This window comes from Sphingomonas sp. AC522 (assembly GCF_979258125.1).
In genome coordinates, this window is the sequence record NZ_OZ409836.1 from 924746 (window position 1) to 938033 (window position 13288).

Annotated in this window: 12 protein-coding genes and 1 pseudogene; 6 read left to right on the plus strand and 7 right to left on the minus strand. The window is 65.3% G+C overall.

Translation table 11 applies throughout. The features are described from left to right. Window positions 1-21 precede the first annotated feature (21 nt). A pseudogene (serA, locus tag ACZZZM_RS04740) lies at window positions 22-1600 on the plus strand (phosphoglycerate dehydrogenase). Window positions 1601-1619: 19 nt separating this feature from the next. After that, complete coding sequence (locus tag ACZZZM_RS04745; RefSeq protein WP_463593962.1) at window positions 1620-2705, plus strand: ATP phosphoribosyltransferase regulatory subunit; 1086 nt, start codon at window positions 1620-1622, stop codon at window positions 2703-2705. Here ACZZZM_RS04745 and ACZZZM_RS04750 read toward each other — a convergent pair. Genes ACZZZM_RS04750 through ACZZZM_RS04765 form a run of 4 tightly spaced genes read right to left on the minus strand, consistent with a single transcriptional unit; the run spans window position 2702 to window position 7853 of the window. Then, window positions 2702-4135: a mannitol dehydrogenase family protein gene (locus ACZZZM_RS04750; RefSeq protein WP_463593963.1), complete on the minus strand. Its 1434-nt coding sequence runs from the start codon at window positions 4133-4135 to the stop codon at window positions 2702-2704. The genes ACZZZM_RS04745 and ACZZZM_RS04750 overlap by 4 nt on opposite strands. Window positions 4136-4191: 56 nt before the next feature. Then, window positions 4192-5205 carry an aspartyl protease family protein gene (locus tag ACZZZM_RS04755; protein WP_463593964.1) on the minus strand — a complete coding sequence of 338 codons (1014 nt, stop codon included), beginning with the start codon at window positions 5203-5205 and terminating at the stop codon, window positions 4192-4194. 42 nt (window positions 5206-5247) lie between these two features. Next, the gene (locus tag ACZZZM_RS04760; RefSeq protein WP_463596376.1) at window positions 5248-7635 is read right to left on the minus strand and encodes a ligase-associated DNA damage response DEXH box helicase; all 2388 of its coding nucleotides are present in this window, start codon (window positions 7633-7635) and stop codon (window positions 5248-5250) included. Window positions 7636-7673: 38 nt separating this feature from the next. Further along, window positions 7674-7853 carry a hypothetical protein gene (locus ACZZZM_RS04765; RefSeq protein WP_463593965.1) on the minus strand — a complete coding sequence of 60 codons (180 nt, stop codon included), beginning with the start codon at window positions 7851-7853 and terminating at the stop codon, window positions 7674-7676. A 96-nt stretch (window positions 7854-7949) separates the two neighbouring features. Here ACZZZM_RS04765 and ACZZZM_RS04770 point away from each other — a divergent pair, with 96 nt between their 5' ends. From ACZZZM_RS04770 to ACZZZM_RS04780, 3 genes are all read left to right on the plus strand, one after another. After that, on the plus strand, window positions 7950-8945 hold the full coding sequence (locus tag ACZZZM_RS04770; RefSeq protein ID WP_463593966.1) for a ligase-associated DNA damage response exonuclease: 996 nt from the start codon (window positions 7950-7952) through the stop codon (window positions 8943-8945). A 32-nt stretch (window positions 8946-8977) separates the two neighbouring features. Beyond that, entirely contained in the window at window positions 8978-9394 is a 417-nt protein-coding gene (locus ACZZZM_RS04775) for a hypothetical protein (protein ID WP_463593967.1), read from the plus strand. 77 nt (window positions 9395-9471) lie between these two features. Next, the gene (locus tag ACZZZM_RS04780) at window positions 9472-9900 is read left to right on the plus strand and encodes a hypothetical protein (protein WP_463593968.1); all 429 of its coding nucleotides are present in this window, start codon (window positions 9472-9474) and stop codon (window positions 9898-9900) included. An 11-nt stretch (window positions 9901-9911) separates the two neighbouring features. Here the strand turns inward: ACZZZM_RS04780 and ACZZZM_RS04785 are convergent, their stop codons facing one another. Further along, entirely contained in the window at window positions 9912-10295 is a 384-nt protein-coding gene (locus tag ACZZZM_RS04785) for a hypothetical protein (protein WP_463593969.1), read from the minus strand. A gap of 138 nt (window positions 10296-10433) precedes the next feature. On the opposite strand from ACZZZM_RS04785, the gene ACZZZM_RS04790 reads away from it, so the two are divergent. Further along, on the plus strand, window positions 10434-10895 hold the full coding sequence (locus tag ACZZZM_RS04790) for a hypothetical protein (protein WP_463593970.1): 462 nt from the start codon (window positions 10434-10436) through the stop codon (window positions 10893-10895). A 1-nt stretch (window position 10896) separates the two neighbouring features. Here ACZZZM_RS04790 and rpoN read toward each other — a convergent pair whose 3' ends face one another. Beyond that, the gene (gene rpoN / locus ACZZZM_RS04795) at window positions 10897-12408 is read right to left on the minus strand and encodes an RNA polymerase factor sigma-54 (protein WP_463593971.1); all 1512 of its coding nucleotides are present in this window, start codon (window positions 12406-12408) and stop codon (window positions 10897-10899) included. A 6-nt stretch (window positions 12409-12414) separates the two neighbouring features. Further along, window positions 12415-13191 carry an LPS export ABC transporter ATP-binding protein gene (lptB, locus tag ACZZZM_RS04800; RefSeq protein ID WP_463593972.1) on the minus strand — a complete coding sequence of 259 codons (777 nt, stop codon included), beginning with the start codon at window positions 13189-13191 and terminating at the stop codon, window positions 12415-12417. Between the last annotated feature and the right edge of the window lie 97 nt (window positions 13192-13288).

The following is a 13288-nucleotide window of genomic DNA, read 5'->3' on the forward strand; positions in this document are numbered from 1 at the left end:
GCGTGGGGCTGGAGAAACGACATGCCAAAAGTACTCATCAGCGACAAAATGGACCCGCTCGCCGCGCAGATCTTCCGCAACCGCGGAGTCGAAGTCGACGAGATCACCGGTAAGACTTCCCGAGGAATTGAAGGCGATCATCGGCCAATATGACGGCCTCGCGATCCGCAGCTCGACCAAGGTGACCAAGGAGATCCTCGAAGCCGCGACCAATCTCAAGGTCGTCGGCCGCGCCGGCATCGGTGTCGATAATGTCGATATTCCCGCCGCCAGCGCCAAGGGCGTCGTCGTCATGAACACCCCGTTCGGCAATTCGATCACCACTGCCGAACACGCCATCGCCCTGATGTTCGCGCTCGCCCGCCAGCTGCCCGAGGCCGATGCGTCGACCCAGGCGGGCAAGTGGGAGAAGAACCGCTTCATGGGGGTCGAGCTGACCGCCAAGACGCTCGGCCTGATCGGCGCGGGCAATATCGGCTCGATCGTCGCGGATCGCGCGCTGGGGCTGCGCATGAAGGTGATTGCATACGATCCGTTCCTCACCCCCGAGCGTGCGCTGGAAATGGGCGTCGAGAAGGTGACGATCGACGAATTGCTGTCGCGCGCCGACTTCATCACGCTTCACACCCCGCTGACCGACCAGACGCGCAACATCCTCAGCCAGGAAAATCTCGCCAAGACCAAGAAGGGCGTGCGGATCATCAATTGCGCGCGCGGCGGGCTGATCGACGAGGCGGCGCTCAAGGCGGGGCTCGAGAGCGGGCATATCGGCGGCGCGGCGCTCGATGTGTTCGTGCAGGAGCCGGCGAAGGAATCTCCCTTGTTCGGCACGCCCAATTTCATCTCGACGCCGCATCTGGGCGCATCGACCAACGAAGCGCAGGTCAATGTCGCCATCCAGGTGGCCGAGCAGATGGCGGATTTCCTGATGTCGGGCGGCGTCACCAATGCGCTCAACATGCCGAGCCTCTCCGCGGAGGAAGCGCCGCGGCTCAAGCCATACATGGCGCTAGCCGAGCGGCTGGGATCGCTGGTCGGGCAGCTTTCGCACGGCGCGCTCAGCTCGATCTCGATCGAAGTCGAGGGTGCCGCCGCCGAGCTCAATCAGAAGCCGATCACCGGCGCGGTGCTCGCGGGCCTGATGCGGGTCCATTCGGATACGGTGAACATGGTCAATGCGCCCTTCCTGGCCAAGGAACGCGGGCTCGATGTTCGTGAGGTTCGGCACGAGCGCGAAGGCGATTACCACACGCTGGTGCGCGTGACGGTCGGCACCGAGCGCGGCGACCGTTCGGTGGCGGGCACGCTGTTCGGCAATCAGGCGCCGCGGCTGGTCGAGTTGTTCGGGATCAAGATCGAAGCCGATCTGGCGGGCGACATGCTCTACATCGTCAACGAGGATGCGCCGGGCTTCATTGGCCGGCTGGGTTCGACGTTGGGCGAGGCTAGCGTCAATATCGGCACCTTCCATCTGGGGCGGCGCGATGCCGGCGGCGAGGCAGTGCTGTTGTTGTCGGTCGACGAGCCGGTGACTCCGGAGCTGATCGCGAAGGTCCGCGCGCTCCCGGGCGTGAAGACTGCGATGGCGCTCAAGTTCTGACGCGGCTAGGCGTCAAGGCATGACCGGACTTCTTCCCGAGGGCTTTCACGACCGGCTTCCGCCCGCGGCGGACGCGGCGTCTCGGCTCGAGTCGCGCGTGCTCGGCGTGGCGCGGGGCTATGGTTATGAGCAGGTCGATCCGCCGCTGGCCGAGTTCGCCGACGAGCTGGGCGCGCGGCTGAAGGCTGGCGGGCTGCGCGATGCGGTGCGCTTCGTGGATCCGGTTTCGCAGCGGACGCTGGCGATCCGGCCCGATCTGACTGCGCAGGTCGGGCGGATCGCGGCGACGCGGATGGGGCATCATCCGCGCCCCGTGCGGCTGAGCTATGCCGGGCCGGTGATGAAGCTGTCGGCCTCCGAGCTCGATCCGCTGCGCTCGATGCGGCAGATCGGCTGCGAGTTGATCGGACTGGATACCATCGCGGCGGTCACCGAGGTCGTCCTGGTGGCGATCGAGGCTTTGCAGGCGGCGGGCGTGAACGGGCTGGGCGTGGATTTCACGCTGCCTGATCTGGTCGATACGCTTGCGGCGGATACACCCGATATCGAGCTGCTGCGCGAGCGGCTCGATGCCAAGGATGCCGGCGGAGTCGCGGCAATCGATTCGCGCTATCTGCCGTTGATCGAGGCGGCAGGGCCGTTCGATGCCGCGATGGCTAGGCTGCGCGCGATCGATTCGGGCAAGCTTTCGTCGCGGCTCGATGGGCTGGCGAAGATCGCGGAGGCTATCGAGGGACAGGCGGCGCTGACGCTCGATCCGACCGAGCGGCACGGCTTCGAATATCAAAGCTGGATCGGTTTCTCATTGTTCGCGAGCGGCGTGCGCGGCGAGATCGGGCGGGGCGGCAGCTACACGATCATCCATGGCGATGGTCGTGAGGAGGCCGCGGTAGGCTTCTCGCTTTATGCCGATCCGATCCTCGATGCCGGCCTGGGCAATAGCGAGCGGCAGCGGCTGTTCCTGCCTTTGGGTACCCCTCCTGGCCTGGGCGCCACGCTCCGTGCGGAAGGCTGGGCCACGGTCGCCGCGCTCGAGGAAGACGATACGCCCGAGGCGCAGCTCTGCAGCCATGTGCTACGCGATGGTGCGCCGCAGCTGCTTTAGCGCGAGAGCAGCGACTCCGGGTGCCCGTCGAGGAAGGGCAAAAGCGCTTCGGTGACGGCGTGGCGGAAGCGCGGATCGGTGGCGAGCCTTTCGGGGAACACTTGGCGCAGCGCGAGCATCGCAGTCGCGACATCGCTTCCCGCCGCGGCGCGGACCAGCATTTCCGCGAGCGGATCGGTGATCTTTTCGCCCGTCTGCGCCTTGTGCCGCACGAAGGCGATCCACGCCGCGATCGGGACCGCCAGGCGATCCACGCTGCGGCCCGCGTCAAGTTCGTCCTGGATCGTGTCGAGGAGGCGATACGGCAGCTTCTGTGAGCCGTCCCAGGCGATCTGGCTGAGCAAGTGCCGGATCTCGGGATTGCGGAAACGGTTGAGGACCGCGTCGGCATAAGCGGGCACGTCCAGCCCATCGACCGGCTTGAGGCTGAGCGCGATATCCGAATGGACGAGGCGTGAGATGAAGCCCTCTAGCGCGGGATCGGACATGGCTTCGAAGACGGTCTCCAGCCCCAGCGCGAGGCCGATATAGGCTAACGACGAGTGCGCGCCGTTGAGGATACGGAGCTTGGCCTGCTCGTATCCGCGAACATCGTCGGTGAGCGTCACGCCGGCCGATGCGAGATCGGGCCCGTCGGGCATGTCGAAGCGCTGGAGCACCCATTGCGCGAAGCCTTCGCGCTGGACCGCGGCCTGGTCGCGGACGCCGAGATCGTGCGCGACATGCGCGAGGAAAGGCGAGTCGCTCGCGGGCGTGATCGAGTCGACCATCGAATCGGGGAAGGCGACTTGCGCTTCGATCCAGTCGGCCAGTGCCGGGTCGTCGGCCCGCGCCAGCGCGACGCAGGCCGCGCGCAGCTTTGCGCCGTTTCCGGTCATGTTGTCGCAGCACAGGACTGCGAAGGGGGCAGTGCCCGCGTCGCGGCGGTCGGACAGGCCCGCGACGATCCAGCCGATCACGCTTGCCGGCTCGGCAGGGCGGGCGAGATCGTGAACGATATCGGGGTGCGCCATGTCGAGGCTGCCGTCGACGGCGAGGCAATAGCCCTTTTCGGTCACCGTGCTCGTCGCGATGCGGACATTCGGATCGGCGAGGAGCGCGCGCAACTTCGCACCTTCGCCAGGTCCGATAGCGTCGGAATGCGCCGCGATCACGCGCAGCGATGGCGTGCGATCGATCACGGCGAGCGTGTAGAGTCCTTCCTGCGACTTGAGCGCGTCGGTCGTGCCCGGGCTGCGCAGCGAGACTGCAGCAATCCCCCAGCGCGGATCGCGATCGAGCAGGCGATCGATATATGCGGCTTGGTGCGCGCGGTGGAAGGCGCCGGGGCCGAAATGGACGATGCCGGTGCGGATGCCCGCAATGTCATGGCCGGGGCGGGCGATCGCTTGAGGAAGCGAGGCCAGAGTTGCGCGCGACAGGCTGTTCATGCCCGGGCCAAAAGCGCCCGCGGCGCGGCAAAGTCAATGCGGGCCCAGATCCGTTGTCAGTATCCGTGGCCCGGAGAGGTTCCCTCGACGCCGGGGATCAGCGATCCGGTGGTGCGCTCGCGGCGCACATTCTTGGGCATGGTGAAGCGCACCTGGCGATTGGGGAAATCGATATCGACCTTGGCGAAGCTGCGCAGCGCATCCATGCCAAGCAGCAGGGCCGGACGATTGGTCATCCCGAAACGCTCGAACGGCGCGACATCGGCAAAGGCTACCGGCATGGTGCCGAAGGCGAGCCTGCCGACGCGGATATCCGGCACCGAGGTATAATCGGCGATGGTCTTGTCTCCGGTCACGCTGGTCAGCTGGATCGGCACCGCGCGCTTCATCTTGCCGCGGCCGACGCGCTTGCGCAGCGCCGAATTGCCCATCGTCACTTGCGAGCCGGTATCGAGCACCACCTGGATCCGCGTGCTGCCATAATAGGCATCGGTGACGATCAATTGGCCGAACAGGCTCTTGGCTGTGATGACGATTTCGTCGCGCCGCGATGCGCGGCTGCGGTCACGCTTTTCGCTGGGCCGCACCGTCATCGTGCCCGCGTCGAAATCGATCGAAACCTGGTGCTTGCTCAGGGTATCGATGCCGAGCAGCCCGACCGCGCCGAGATCACGCGCGCCGAGCGACGGCGCGATAACGGTATGGAGTTGGCCGATCGACTCGATCGACAGGTTGGGGACCACGACGGTGTTGACCATGCTGACCCCGGTCATCGAGGTGAGCTGAACCGGATTGCCGGCATTCAGCCGCAGCGAGCCGGCCAGTTCGCGCGAGACCACGGTGCGTTCGGCGCCGGTGTCGATGATGAAATTATACGGGCCCTTGTTGCCGACCACGACGGGGACGGTCAGGCGCTTGTCGAGTTGGCCAAGGGCCAGGAGCGTGCCTTCGACCATATTCTCGGTCGCGATCATCTCCGGATCCTGCGGATTGAGGTCACGGCCGCCAGCGACGCTGCCCAGCGGCAGCAGCAACGGCAGGAGCAGAAGCGGGCGGGCGAGCTTGGTCATGGACCGGAGCGTATACCCTTCAATGCCGTGCAGCAATCGCGATCAATCGAGCCGCATAGCCTCGGCTGCGATGCCCTCCGCTTCCATCAGAAGCGCGTCCTCGGCGCTGCCCTGGGGCACGGCTTCGCGCCCGATCATGATCAGCACCGGCACTGCCATGGGCGAGACGCGCGGGAGATCGATATGCAGCATCGTGTCCGCAGCGGTGTCGAGCAGATTGGCGAGGCGGCCGACATCGGTCATCCGTGCGCGGGCGTCGGCCCAGGCGGCGCGGAGCAGCAGGTGATCGGGCTCGTATTTGCGCAGCACGTCGTAAATCAGGTCGGTCGAGAAAGTGACTTGGCGACCGCTCTTTTTCTTCCCCGGTATCTGCCGCTCTACCAGCCCGCCGATGATCGCCACTTCGCGAAAGGCCCGCTTGAGCAGCGCCGAGCTTTGCACCCAGTCGACGAACTCGTTCTCGAGAATGTCGGGCGAGAGCAGCGCCGCCGGATCGGTAATCTTTTCCAGCCCATACACCGCCAGCGCATAATCGTTGGCGACGAAGCCCAGCGGCTTTAGGCCCATCGCCTCCATCCGCCGCGTGATCAGCATGCCAAGCGACTGATGCGCGTTCCAGCCTTCGAAGCTGTAGGCGACCATATGGTGCCGGCCTTCGTGCGGGAAGGTCTCGACCAGCAGTTGGCCCGGCTCGGGAAGCCGCGATCGATAGGCCTGAGCTTCTAGCCATTCGCGGACATCGTCGGGGAAGCGCGCCCATTGGCTGCGGTCGGCGAGGAATTCGCGGACGCGGTTGGCGAGCGTTGCAGTGATCGCGAGCCGTGCGCCCATATAGGAGACGAAGCGCGCCTGCTTGGAGGTAGCGCGGACGATCAGGTCGGTTAGCTCTACGCGTTCGACTTCGAGTGCGAGCCCGGCGAAGAAGAAGGTGTCGCCCGGCGAAAGCGAGGAGCCGAAATTCTCCTCGACCTTGCCCAGGCGCCGCCCGTTCTTGAAGCGCACCTCGAGCATTGGCGCCTCGACGATGATGCCGGCGTTCAATCTATGCTGCGCAACAAAATTGGGCTTGGTGACGCGCCACATCCCATCCTTGTCGAGCGTCAGCCGCTTGAACTTGTCATAGGCGCGAAGGCTGTAGCCGCCATTGGCGATGAACTGGAGGACGTGCTCGAAGGTCTCCGCCTCCAGCGCCAAATAGGGCAATGCTGCACGCACTTCCTGCAGCATATCCTCGGCGCGGAAGGGGGCGGCGCAGGCCACGCCCATGATATGCTGGGCGAGAACATCGAGCGCACCTGCGCGGAAATTGTCGGGATCGAGTTCGCCTTGCTCGACGGCATCGAGCGCAGCGCGGGCCTCCAGATATTCGAAGCGATTGCCGGGGACGAGCACGGCTTCAGAGGATTCGTCGAGCCGGTGATTGGCGCGCCCGATCCGCTGGAGCATGCGCGACGAGCCCTTGGGTGCGCCCATCTGGATCACGCAATCGACGTCACCCCAATCGACGCCGAGATCGAGGCTGGCGGTGGCGACCAATGCTCGGAGCTTGCCGTCGGCCATCGCCTGTTCGGCCTTGCGCCGCGCCTCCAGAGACAGGCTGCCATGGTGCACGCCGATCGGCAGCTTCAACTCGTTGACCTTCCACAGATTCTGGAAGACCAGTTCGGCGAGGCCGCGGGTGTTGCAGAAGACGATGGTGGTCTTGTGGGTCTCGATCTCGGCCATCACCTGGGGGATCGCATAAACTCCCGAATGCCCCGCCCAGGGCACGCGGCCTTCGGGGAGCAGGATCGCGATATTGGGATCGGCGCCTTTTTCGCCCTGCACCAGCGTCACCGAATCGATGTCGCCATAGGGCGCGAGCCAGGCGCGATAGCCATCCGGGTCGGCGACGGTCGCCGAGAGCGCAACGCGGCGCAGATCAGGGGCGAGCCGGCCGAGCCGAGCCAGCGCCAGCGACAGCAGATCGCCGCGCTTGCCGGTGGCGAAGGCGTGAACTTCGTCGATAACAATGGTCTTCAGCCCCTCGAACATCAGCAGGCTGTCTTCGTAGGAAAGCAGCAGGCTGAGCGATTCGGGAGTGGTCAGCAGGATTTGCGGCGGCCGCGCTCGCTGGCGGACCTTGCGCTCATGCGGGGTGTCGCCGGTGCGCGTCTCGACCCGGATCGGCAGGCCCATTTCCTCAACGGGCGTGAGCAGATTGCGCTGGACGTCGACCGCCAGCGCCTTGAGCGGCGAGATATAGAGCGTGTGCAGCCCTTCGCTCGGCGCTTCGATCAGTTCGGCAAGCGTGGGCAGGAAGCCGGCCAGCGTCTTGCCGGCACCAGTGGGCGCCACGAGCAGCGCATGCTGTCCCGCGCGACCGGCGGCGAGCATCTCCATTTGATGCCGCCGCGGCGCCCAGCCGCGCGATGCGAACCAATCGGTCAGGGGCTGGGGGAGGTCCGGCACGATCCCCAGATAGTGCGTTACTTCGCGTCCCGCACCTTATCGTCCACATCCTGCGCGTCGTACATCCGGCGCGTCGCTTCCTCGGTGCGCTGAACCTCGCGCCGCGATCCGCGATTGTGAAGCATTGCCCAGATGATCGCGGCGGCGAGGAGGATGGGGCCGACGATCACCATGATGCCCTGCAAGGTAGCGTCCATATAGCTTCTCCGGCTGTCAGTCTGTCGGCGCTCCAACGAAGGCATGCCCGCTTCGATCCAATTGGAACCAAGTGCGCGCTCACCCATATCTGCGGCATGGCATTGGGAAACTGGATCGAGCCGCACCCGACGGGCATCTTCATTCCGTCGGCGGACGCGTGGGTCGATCCCAGCGAGCCGGTGGCGCGCGCGCTGGTGACGCATGGCCATGCCGATCACGCGCGGGGCGGGCATGGCGAAGTGTGGGCGACCCCCGAGACGCTCGCAATCATGGAGACGCGCTACGGAGCGCAGACCGGGCATCCGGTGGCGTATGGCGAGAGCATGCGGATGGGCGATGTCGATATCAGCTTCGTCCCCGCGGGGCATGTATTGGGCTCGGCGCAGATCCTGCTTGAGCACAAGGGCGAGCGCATCGTCGTTTCGGGCGACTACAAGCGCCGCGAGGACCCGACCTGCGCGCCGTTCGAAGTGACGCCGTGCGACATCTTCGTTACCGAAGCGACCTTCGGCCTGCCGGTGTTCCGCCATCCCGAGACGCAGGACGAACTCGACAAATTACTGGTCGCACTGCGGGCCAATCCGACGCGGTGTGTGCTCGTCGGCGCCTATGCGCTCGGCAAAGCGCAGCGGGTGATCGCCGAACTGCGGGCAATGGGGTTCGACGATCCGATCTATCTCCACGGCGCGATGCAGCGGCTGTGCGACCTCTATGTCGAGCTGGGCGTAGACCTCGGCGATCTTCGCCCCGCGACCGGAGTGGCGAAGAGCGAGCTTCAGGGCCGGATCATCATCTGCCCGCCGGGCGCGCTCAACGATCGCTGGTCGCGGCGGCTGCCCGATCCGATTACGGCAATGGCATCGGGCTGGATGCGGGTCCGCCAGCGCGCCGTGCAGCGCAATGTCGAGCTGCCGCTGATCCTGTCCGACCATGCCGATTGGGACGAGCTGACGCGCACGATCCGCGAAGTCGCGCCGCGCGAAGTGTGGGTCACGCACGGGCGGGAGGACGCGCTCGTCCATTGGTGCGCGCTGCATCAGATCAAGGCTCGTGCGCTAGACCTGGTCGGGTTCGAAGACGAGGACGATTGATCGGCGCGCGGGCTGCAACTAGCTTCACGCACATGCTCAGACACGTATTGCTGCTTGCCGCAACCTTGGTCCCCATGGCCCATGCGCAGGATATGAGCGAGCGTGGTGGGGCCTCGCCGGTCGATCAGGCCCGGGCTGACGCCAGGGCGCTTCGCACCAACGCCGTACCGCGCAAGCGCGCCAAGCCGCCGGCTTTCTTGCCTGCTCAGCCGGCCGATCTCGTGCCCGGCGCGGCCGTGCGTGACGTAGCGGGCGTGGCGCTCGGCACGATCGACTTGGTGCGCCCAAGCGGCGTGATCGTCGCCAGCGAAATCGGCAAGATCGAAGTCGAGTCCGGCGCGATCCGCAAGGACGCCAAGGGCCTGTTTCTCGTAATCCCAAAAGCCCGCTTCGACGCGCTGGTCAACGAGGCTCGCGCTCGCAGGGAGGGAGCGGCGGCAGCGCCCTAGATGGCGCGCCGCCGGCCATTCCCGATTTGCCAAGCAGTGATGGTAGCGTTACCATCATTCAACATCAGGAGAGTTCGATGCGGCTTTTGAAATCGCTTGCGGTGATCGCCGCCTTCACGCTCGGCGCGGGCGCAGCCCAGGCGCAGATTCTGGTCGGCGAGGAATCGCGCGATTTCAGCGGCGCCGACAAGACCAAGGCTGCCGAGGCGGAGCGCAATGCCGCGATCGCCGACACGCGTAAGGCGGCCAAGCCGGTAAAGGGCAATCGCGCTGTTCCCGCCACGCCCGATGACGTTACCGTTGGCAGCGAAATACGCGATTCGAAGGGCGCGGTACTCGGCAAGGTCAATTCGGTGAGCATGTCCGCGGCGGTGGTCGCGTCAGAGGGTGGCAAGGTCGAAGTGCCGCTCGAATCGTTCGGCAAGAACAATAAGGGGCTGTTGCTGTCGCTGACCAAGGCCGAGTTCGACGCCGCGGTGGCTACGGCGAACAAGCCAGCCAACTAGCCGGTCAGGGTTCAGGCGGCCTGCGCGTCGCCGGCCAGGAGCCACGCCTCCGCAGTCCAGGCATCGTCGAAGCAGCGCGCGTCGCGATTCGAAATTGCCCGCGACAGCTGCGTGCGCGTAAGCGTCGGGCCGACGATGAAAGCCAGGCGGCGCGAGCGGTAAAGCGGATCGGCGAGTACCCCGCGGAACGCGTCGACCATGTCCTGAGACTGGATTTTCATGTCACGCACATCGTTGAGTGTGACATGCCGATTCGCCCGGCAGCGGAGCTCGGCATGCGCCGCGCGGCGGGCGTCGATAAACGCCGCTATGTCCGCCGGGGTGAAGAACCCGGCCATGCGAATACGGATGAGATCGCGGGACGGATCTGCCTGGATGGAGAATTCGGCGCTCATTTGTCCGGGTTATGATGAAACCGGTTTCGGAATTCTGAAATCGGTTTTCGTGCCCGCCGATTTGCGGGGCGGGATGGGTCGCGATACCAATGCCCCAATTATTTCGGGGGGCGTGGAATGTTGAAACTCGCATTGACGATGGCAGCGATAGTGGGTGCGGCCGGCGCCGCACCAGCAGCTTCGGCGAGCGTCTATACCGACGACCTTTCGCGGTGCCTGGTCGAAAAGACCTCGAAGGCCGATCAATTATATCTGGTGCAATGGATGTTCGCGGCGATCTCCGCGGGGCCGGGCGTCAAATCCATGGCCGCGATCAGCGCGGAACAGCGCTCGAGCTATTCGCTAGGCGCGGGCAAGCTAATGACGCGGCTGTTGACGGTCGATTGCCGCGCGGAGAGCGTCAAGGCGATCAAATATGACGGCCCGAACTCGATCGAAACCGCGTTCGAATTGCTCGGCAAGGTCGCGATGCAGGGGTTGATGTCCGATCCTGCGGTCGCCGCTGAGCTTGCCGGCCTGGAGAAGGGCGCAGATGTCGGCGCATTGAAAGCATTGTTCGCCGAAGCCGGCTTCGACCCGCCGGTCGCTCCGCCCAAATAGACTAGCCGACGCCTTCCAACGCCTTTTGCCGGCGGCGCTGGACCGAGCTGCCGATGCCCAATGCCTCGCGATATTTGGCGACGGTACGGCGCGCGATGTCGAAGCCCTTTTCGCGCAGAAGATCGACGAGCGTATCGTCCGAGAGGATCGATTTGGCGTCCTCGGCCTGGATCAATGCGCGGATCGCAGACTTGACTGCCTCTGCCGAAACCGCGTCGCCGCCATCGGCCGACTGGATCGCCGAGGTGAAGAAATATTTGAGCTCGAACAGTCCGCGTGCGCAGCTGAGATACTTGTTGCTGGTCACGCGGCTGACGGTCAATTCGTGCATCTCGATCGCCTCGGCAACCTGGCGGAGCGTCATCGGCCGCAGATGCGCGACGCCCTTCAGGAAAAAGGCTTCCTGCTGCTTCACGATCTCGCTGGCGACCTTGATGATCGTCCGCTGGCGCTGGTCGAGCGCTTTGACCAGCCAGTTCGCGCTGGCGAGCATATCGGACATCCAGGCCTTGCTGGTCTTGTCCTGCGGGCCTGCCGAGATTTCCGCATAATAAGCTCGGTTGACGAGCAATTTGGGCAGAGTCGCCGCGTTGATCTCGACTGCCCAGCCCATGCCGCGGCGGGCGACGAAGATGTCGGGAGTCACCGCCAAAGTCGGCTCGCCGCCGAAGCGGCAGCCGGGCTTGGGATCGTAGTTCCTGAGTTCGCGGATCATGTCCGCCAAATCTTCGTCATCGACGTCGCAGATGCGCCGCAGCCGGGCCATGTCGCCGCGCGCGACCAGCTCAAGATTGTCGAGCAGGCGCGCCATGCATGGGTCGTAGCGATCGGCCTCCTTGGCCTGGAGCGCGAGGCATTCGGAGAGGCTGCGCGCGCCGACTCCAGTGGGATCGAAGGTCTGGACGATGCCAAGCACGCCCTCGACTCGCGCAAGCGGCACGCCCAGCCGGTTGGCCATGTCGAGCAGCGGCGCGCTCAGATAACCGGCTTCGTCGATCTGGTCGATCAGATGCGCCGCGATGAACAGGTCGGGCCCGGCGACGGTCGCGCCGGCCTGTGCCATTAGATGGTCGGCGAGGCTGAGATCTCCGCCCGCCATATTGTCGAAATCGGGACCGTCCTCCGAACCGCCGCCGCCCGCGCTGGCGCCGGTCATGCCCAGCCCGCCATCAAGGCCGCCGATGCTGTCCGACGGGCTATCATGGTGGAAGGTCTCGGCAGAGAAATCCACGTCGAGCGCGGCTTCGCCGTTCGCGTCGCCGCCGCTGTTGAGCAATTCGGCGGCGTCCGCGGGACTGTCGCGTTCCTCGAACTCGGCAACCGGCTCGGGCTCGCGGGCCTCGCCATCGTCGCCTGCCTGGGCATCGAGCAGCGGATTCTTGTCGAGCTCTTCGGCGATGAAGGTCTCGATCTCGAGATTCGACAGCGCCAGCAGCTTGATCGCCTGCTGGAGCTGGGGCGTCATCACCAGCGATTGCGACTGCCGCAGATCAAGGCGGGGCGCGAGACTCATGGCATGTTACAGCTCGAAGCTCTCGCCGAGATAGAGGCGGCGCACATTCTCGTCGCGCACCAGATCCTCGGGCGAGCCGGCGAAGAGTACGCGCCCGTCATAGATGATGTAGGCGCGATCGACGATGTCGAGCGTCTCGCGGACATTGTGATCGGTGATCAGCACGCCGATGTCGCGCTTCTTCAGATCCTTGATCAGGTCGCGAATATCGCTGATCGAAAGCGGATCGATGCCGGCAAAAGGCTCGTCGAGCAGCATGATCGTCGGGTCGGCGGCGAGCGCGCGGGCGATCTCGGCGCGGCGGCGTTCACCGCCGGACAATGCCATCGACGGCGCATCGCGCAGGCGGGTGAGGCCGAATTCCTCGAGCAGCTGATCGAGCCGGCGCTGGCGCGCGGCCTTGTCGGGCTCGGCGAGCTCGAGCACCGCCAGGATGTTCTTCTCCACGGTGAGGCCGCGGAAGATCGAGGTTTCCTGCGGCAGATAGCCGAGGCCCAGGATCGCGCGGCGGTACATCGGCAGCTTGGTGATGTCTTCGCCGTCGAGCATGATGCGGCCGCTATCGGGTTTGACCAGCCCCATCACCGAATAGAAGCTGGTGGTCTTGCCTGCGCCGTTCGGCCCGAGCAGCCCGACCACTTCGCCGCGCCCGACCGAGACCGAGACATCGGCGAGCACGACCCGCTTGTCGTACGACTTCGCGATCGAGACCACCGCCAGCCCGCGATCCGGGATCGGGGCGGGGTCGGTCATGGGCGTTTCCAGGGCAGTCACATCGTTCATTGCGGGGTCCTGCATGGACTGGCTTGATTACCCGATCCTTACGAGAAGGCCGGTTGGCAGGATTCCTGCATGAACTTAGGCGTCAAGGGAAGGCCCT

Coding starts and splice junctions, on each gene's coding strand:
- ACZZZM_RS04745 (WP_463593962.1), top strand. CDS start 1,620: ATGACCGGACTTCTTCCCGAGGGCTTTCACGACCGGCTTCCGCCCGCG.
- ACZZZM_RS04750 (WP_463593963.1), bottom strand. CDS start 4,135: ATGAACAGCCTGTCGCGCGCAACTCTGGCCTCGCTTCCTCAAGCGATC.
- ACZZZM_RS04755 (WP_463593964.1), bottom strand. CDS start 5,205: ATGACCAAGCTCGCCCGCCCGCTTCTGCTCCTGCCGTTGCTGCTGCCG.
- ACZZZM_RS04765 (WP_463593965.1), bottom strand. CDS start 7,853: ATGGACGCTACCTTGCAGGGCATCATGGTGATCGTCGGCCCCATCCTC.
- ACZZZM_RS04770 (WP_463593966.1), top strand. CDS start 7,950: ATGGCATTGGGAAACTGGATCGAGCCGCACCCGACGGGCATCTTCATT.
- ACZZZM_RS04775 (WP_463593967.1), top strand. CDS start 8,978: ATGCTCAGACACGTATTGCTGCTTGCCGCAACCTTGGTCCCCATGGCC.
- ACZZZM_RS04780 (WP_463593968.1), top strand. CDS start 9,472: ATGCGGCTTTTGAAATCGCTTGCGGTGATCGCCGCCTTCACGCTCGGC.
- ACZZZM_RS04785 (WP_463593969.1), bottom strand. CDS start 10,295: ATGAGCGCCGAATTCTCCATCCAGGCAGATCCGTCCCGCGATCTCATC.
- ACZZZM_RS04790 (WP_463593970.1), top strand. CDS start 10,434: ATGGCAGCGATAGTGGGTGCGGCCGGCGCCGCACCAGCAGCTTCGGCG.
- rpoN (WP_463593971.1), bottom strand. CDS start 12,408: ATGAGTCTCGCGCCCCGCCTTGATCTGCGGCAGTCGCAATCGCTGGTG.
- lptB (WP_463593972.1), bottom strand. CDS start 13,191: ATGAACGATGTGACTGCCCTGGAAACGCCCATGACCGACCCCGCCCCG.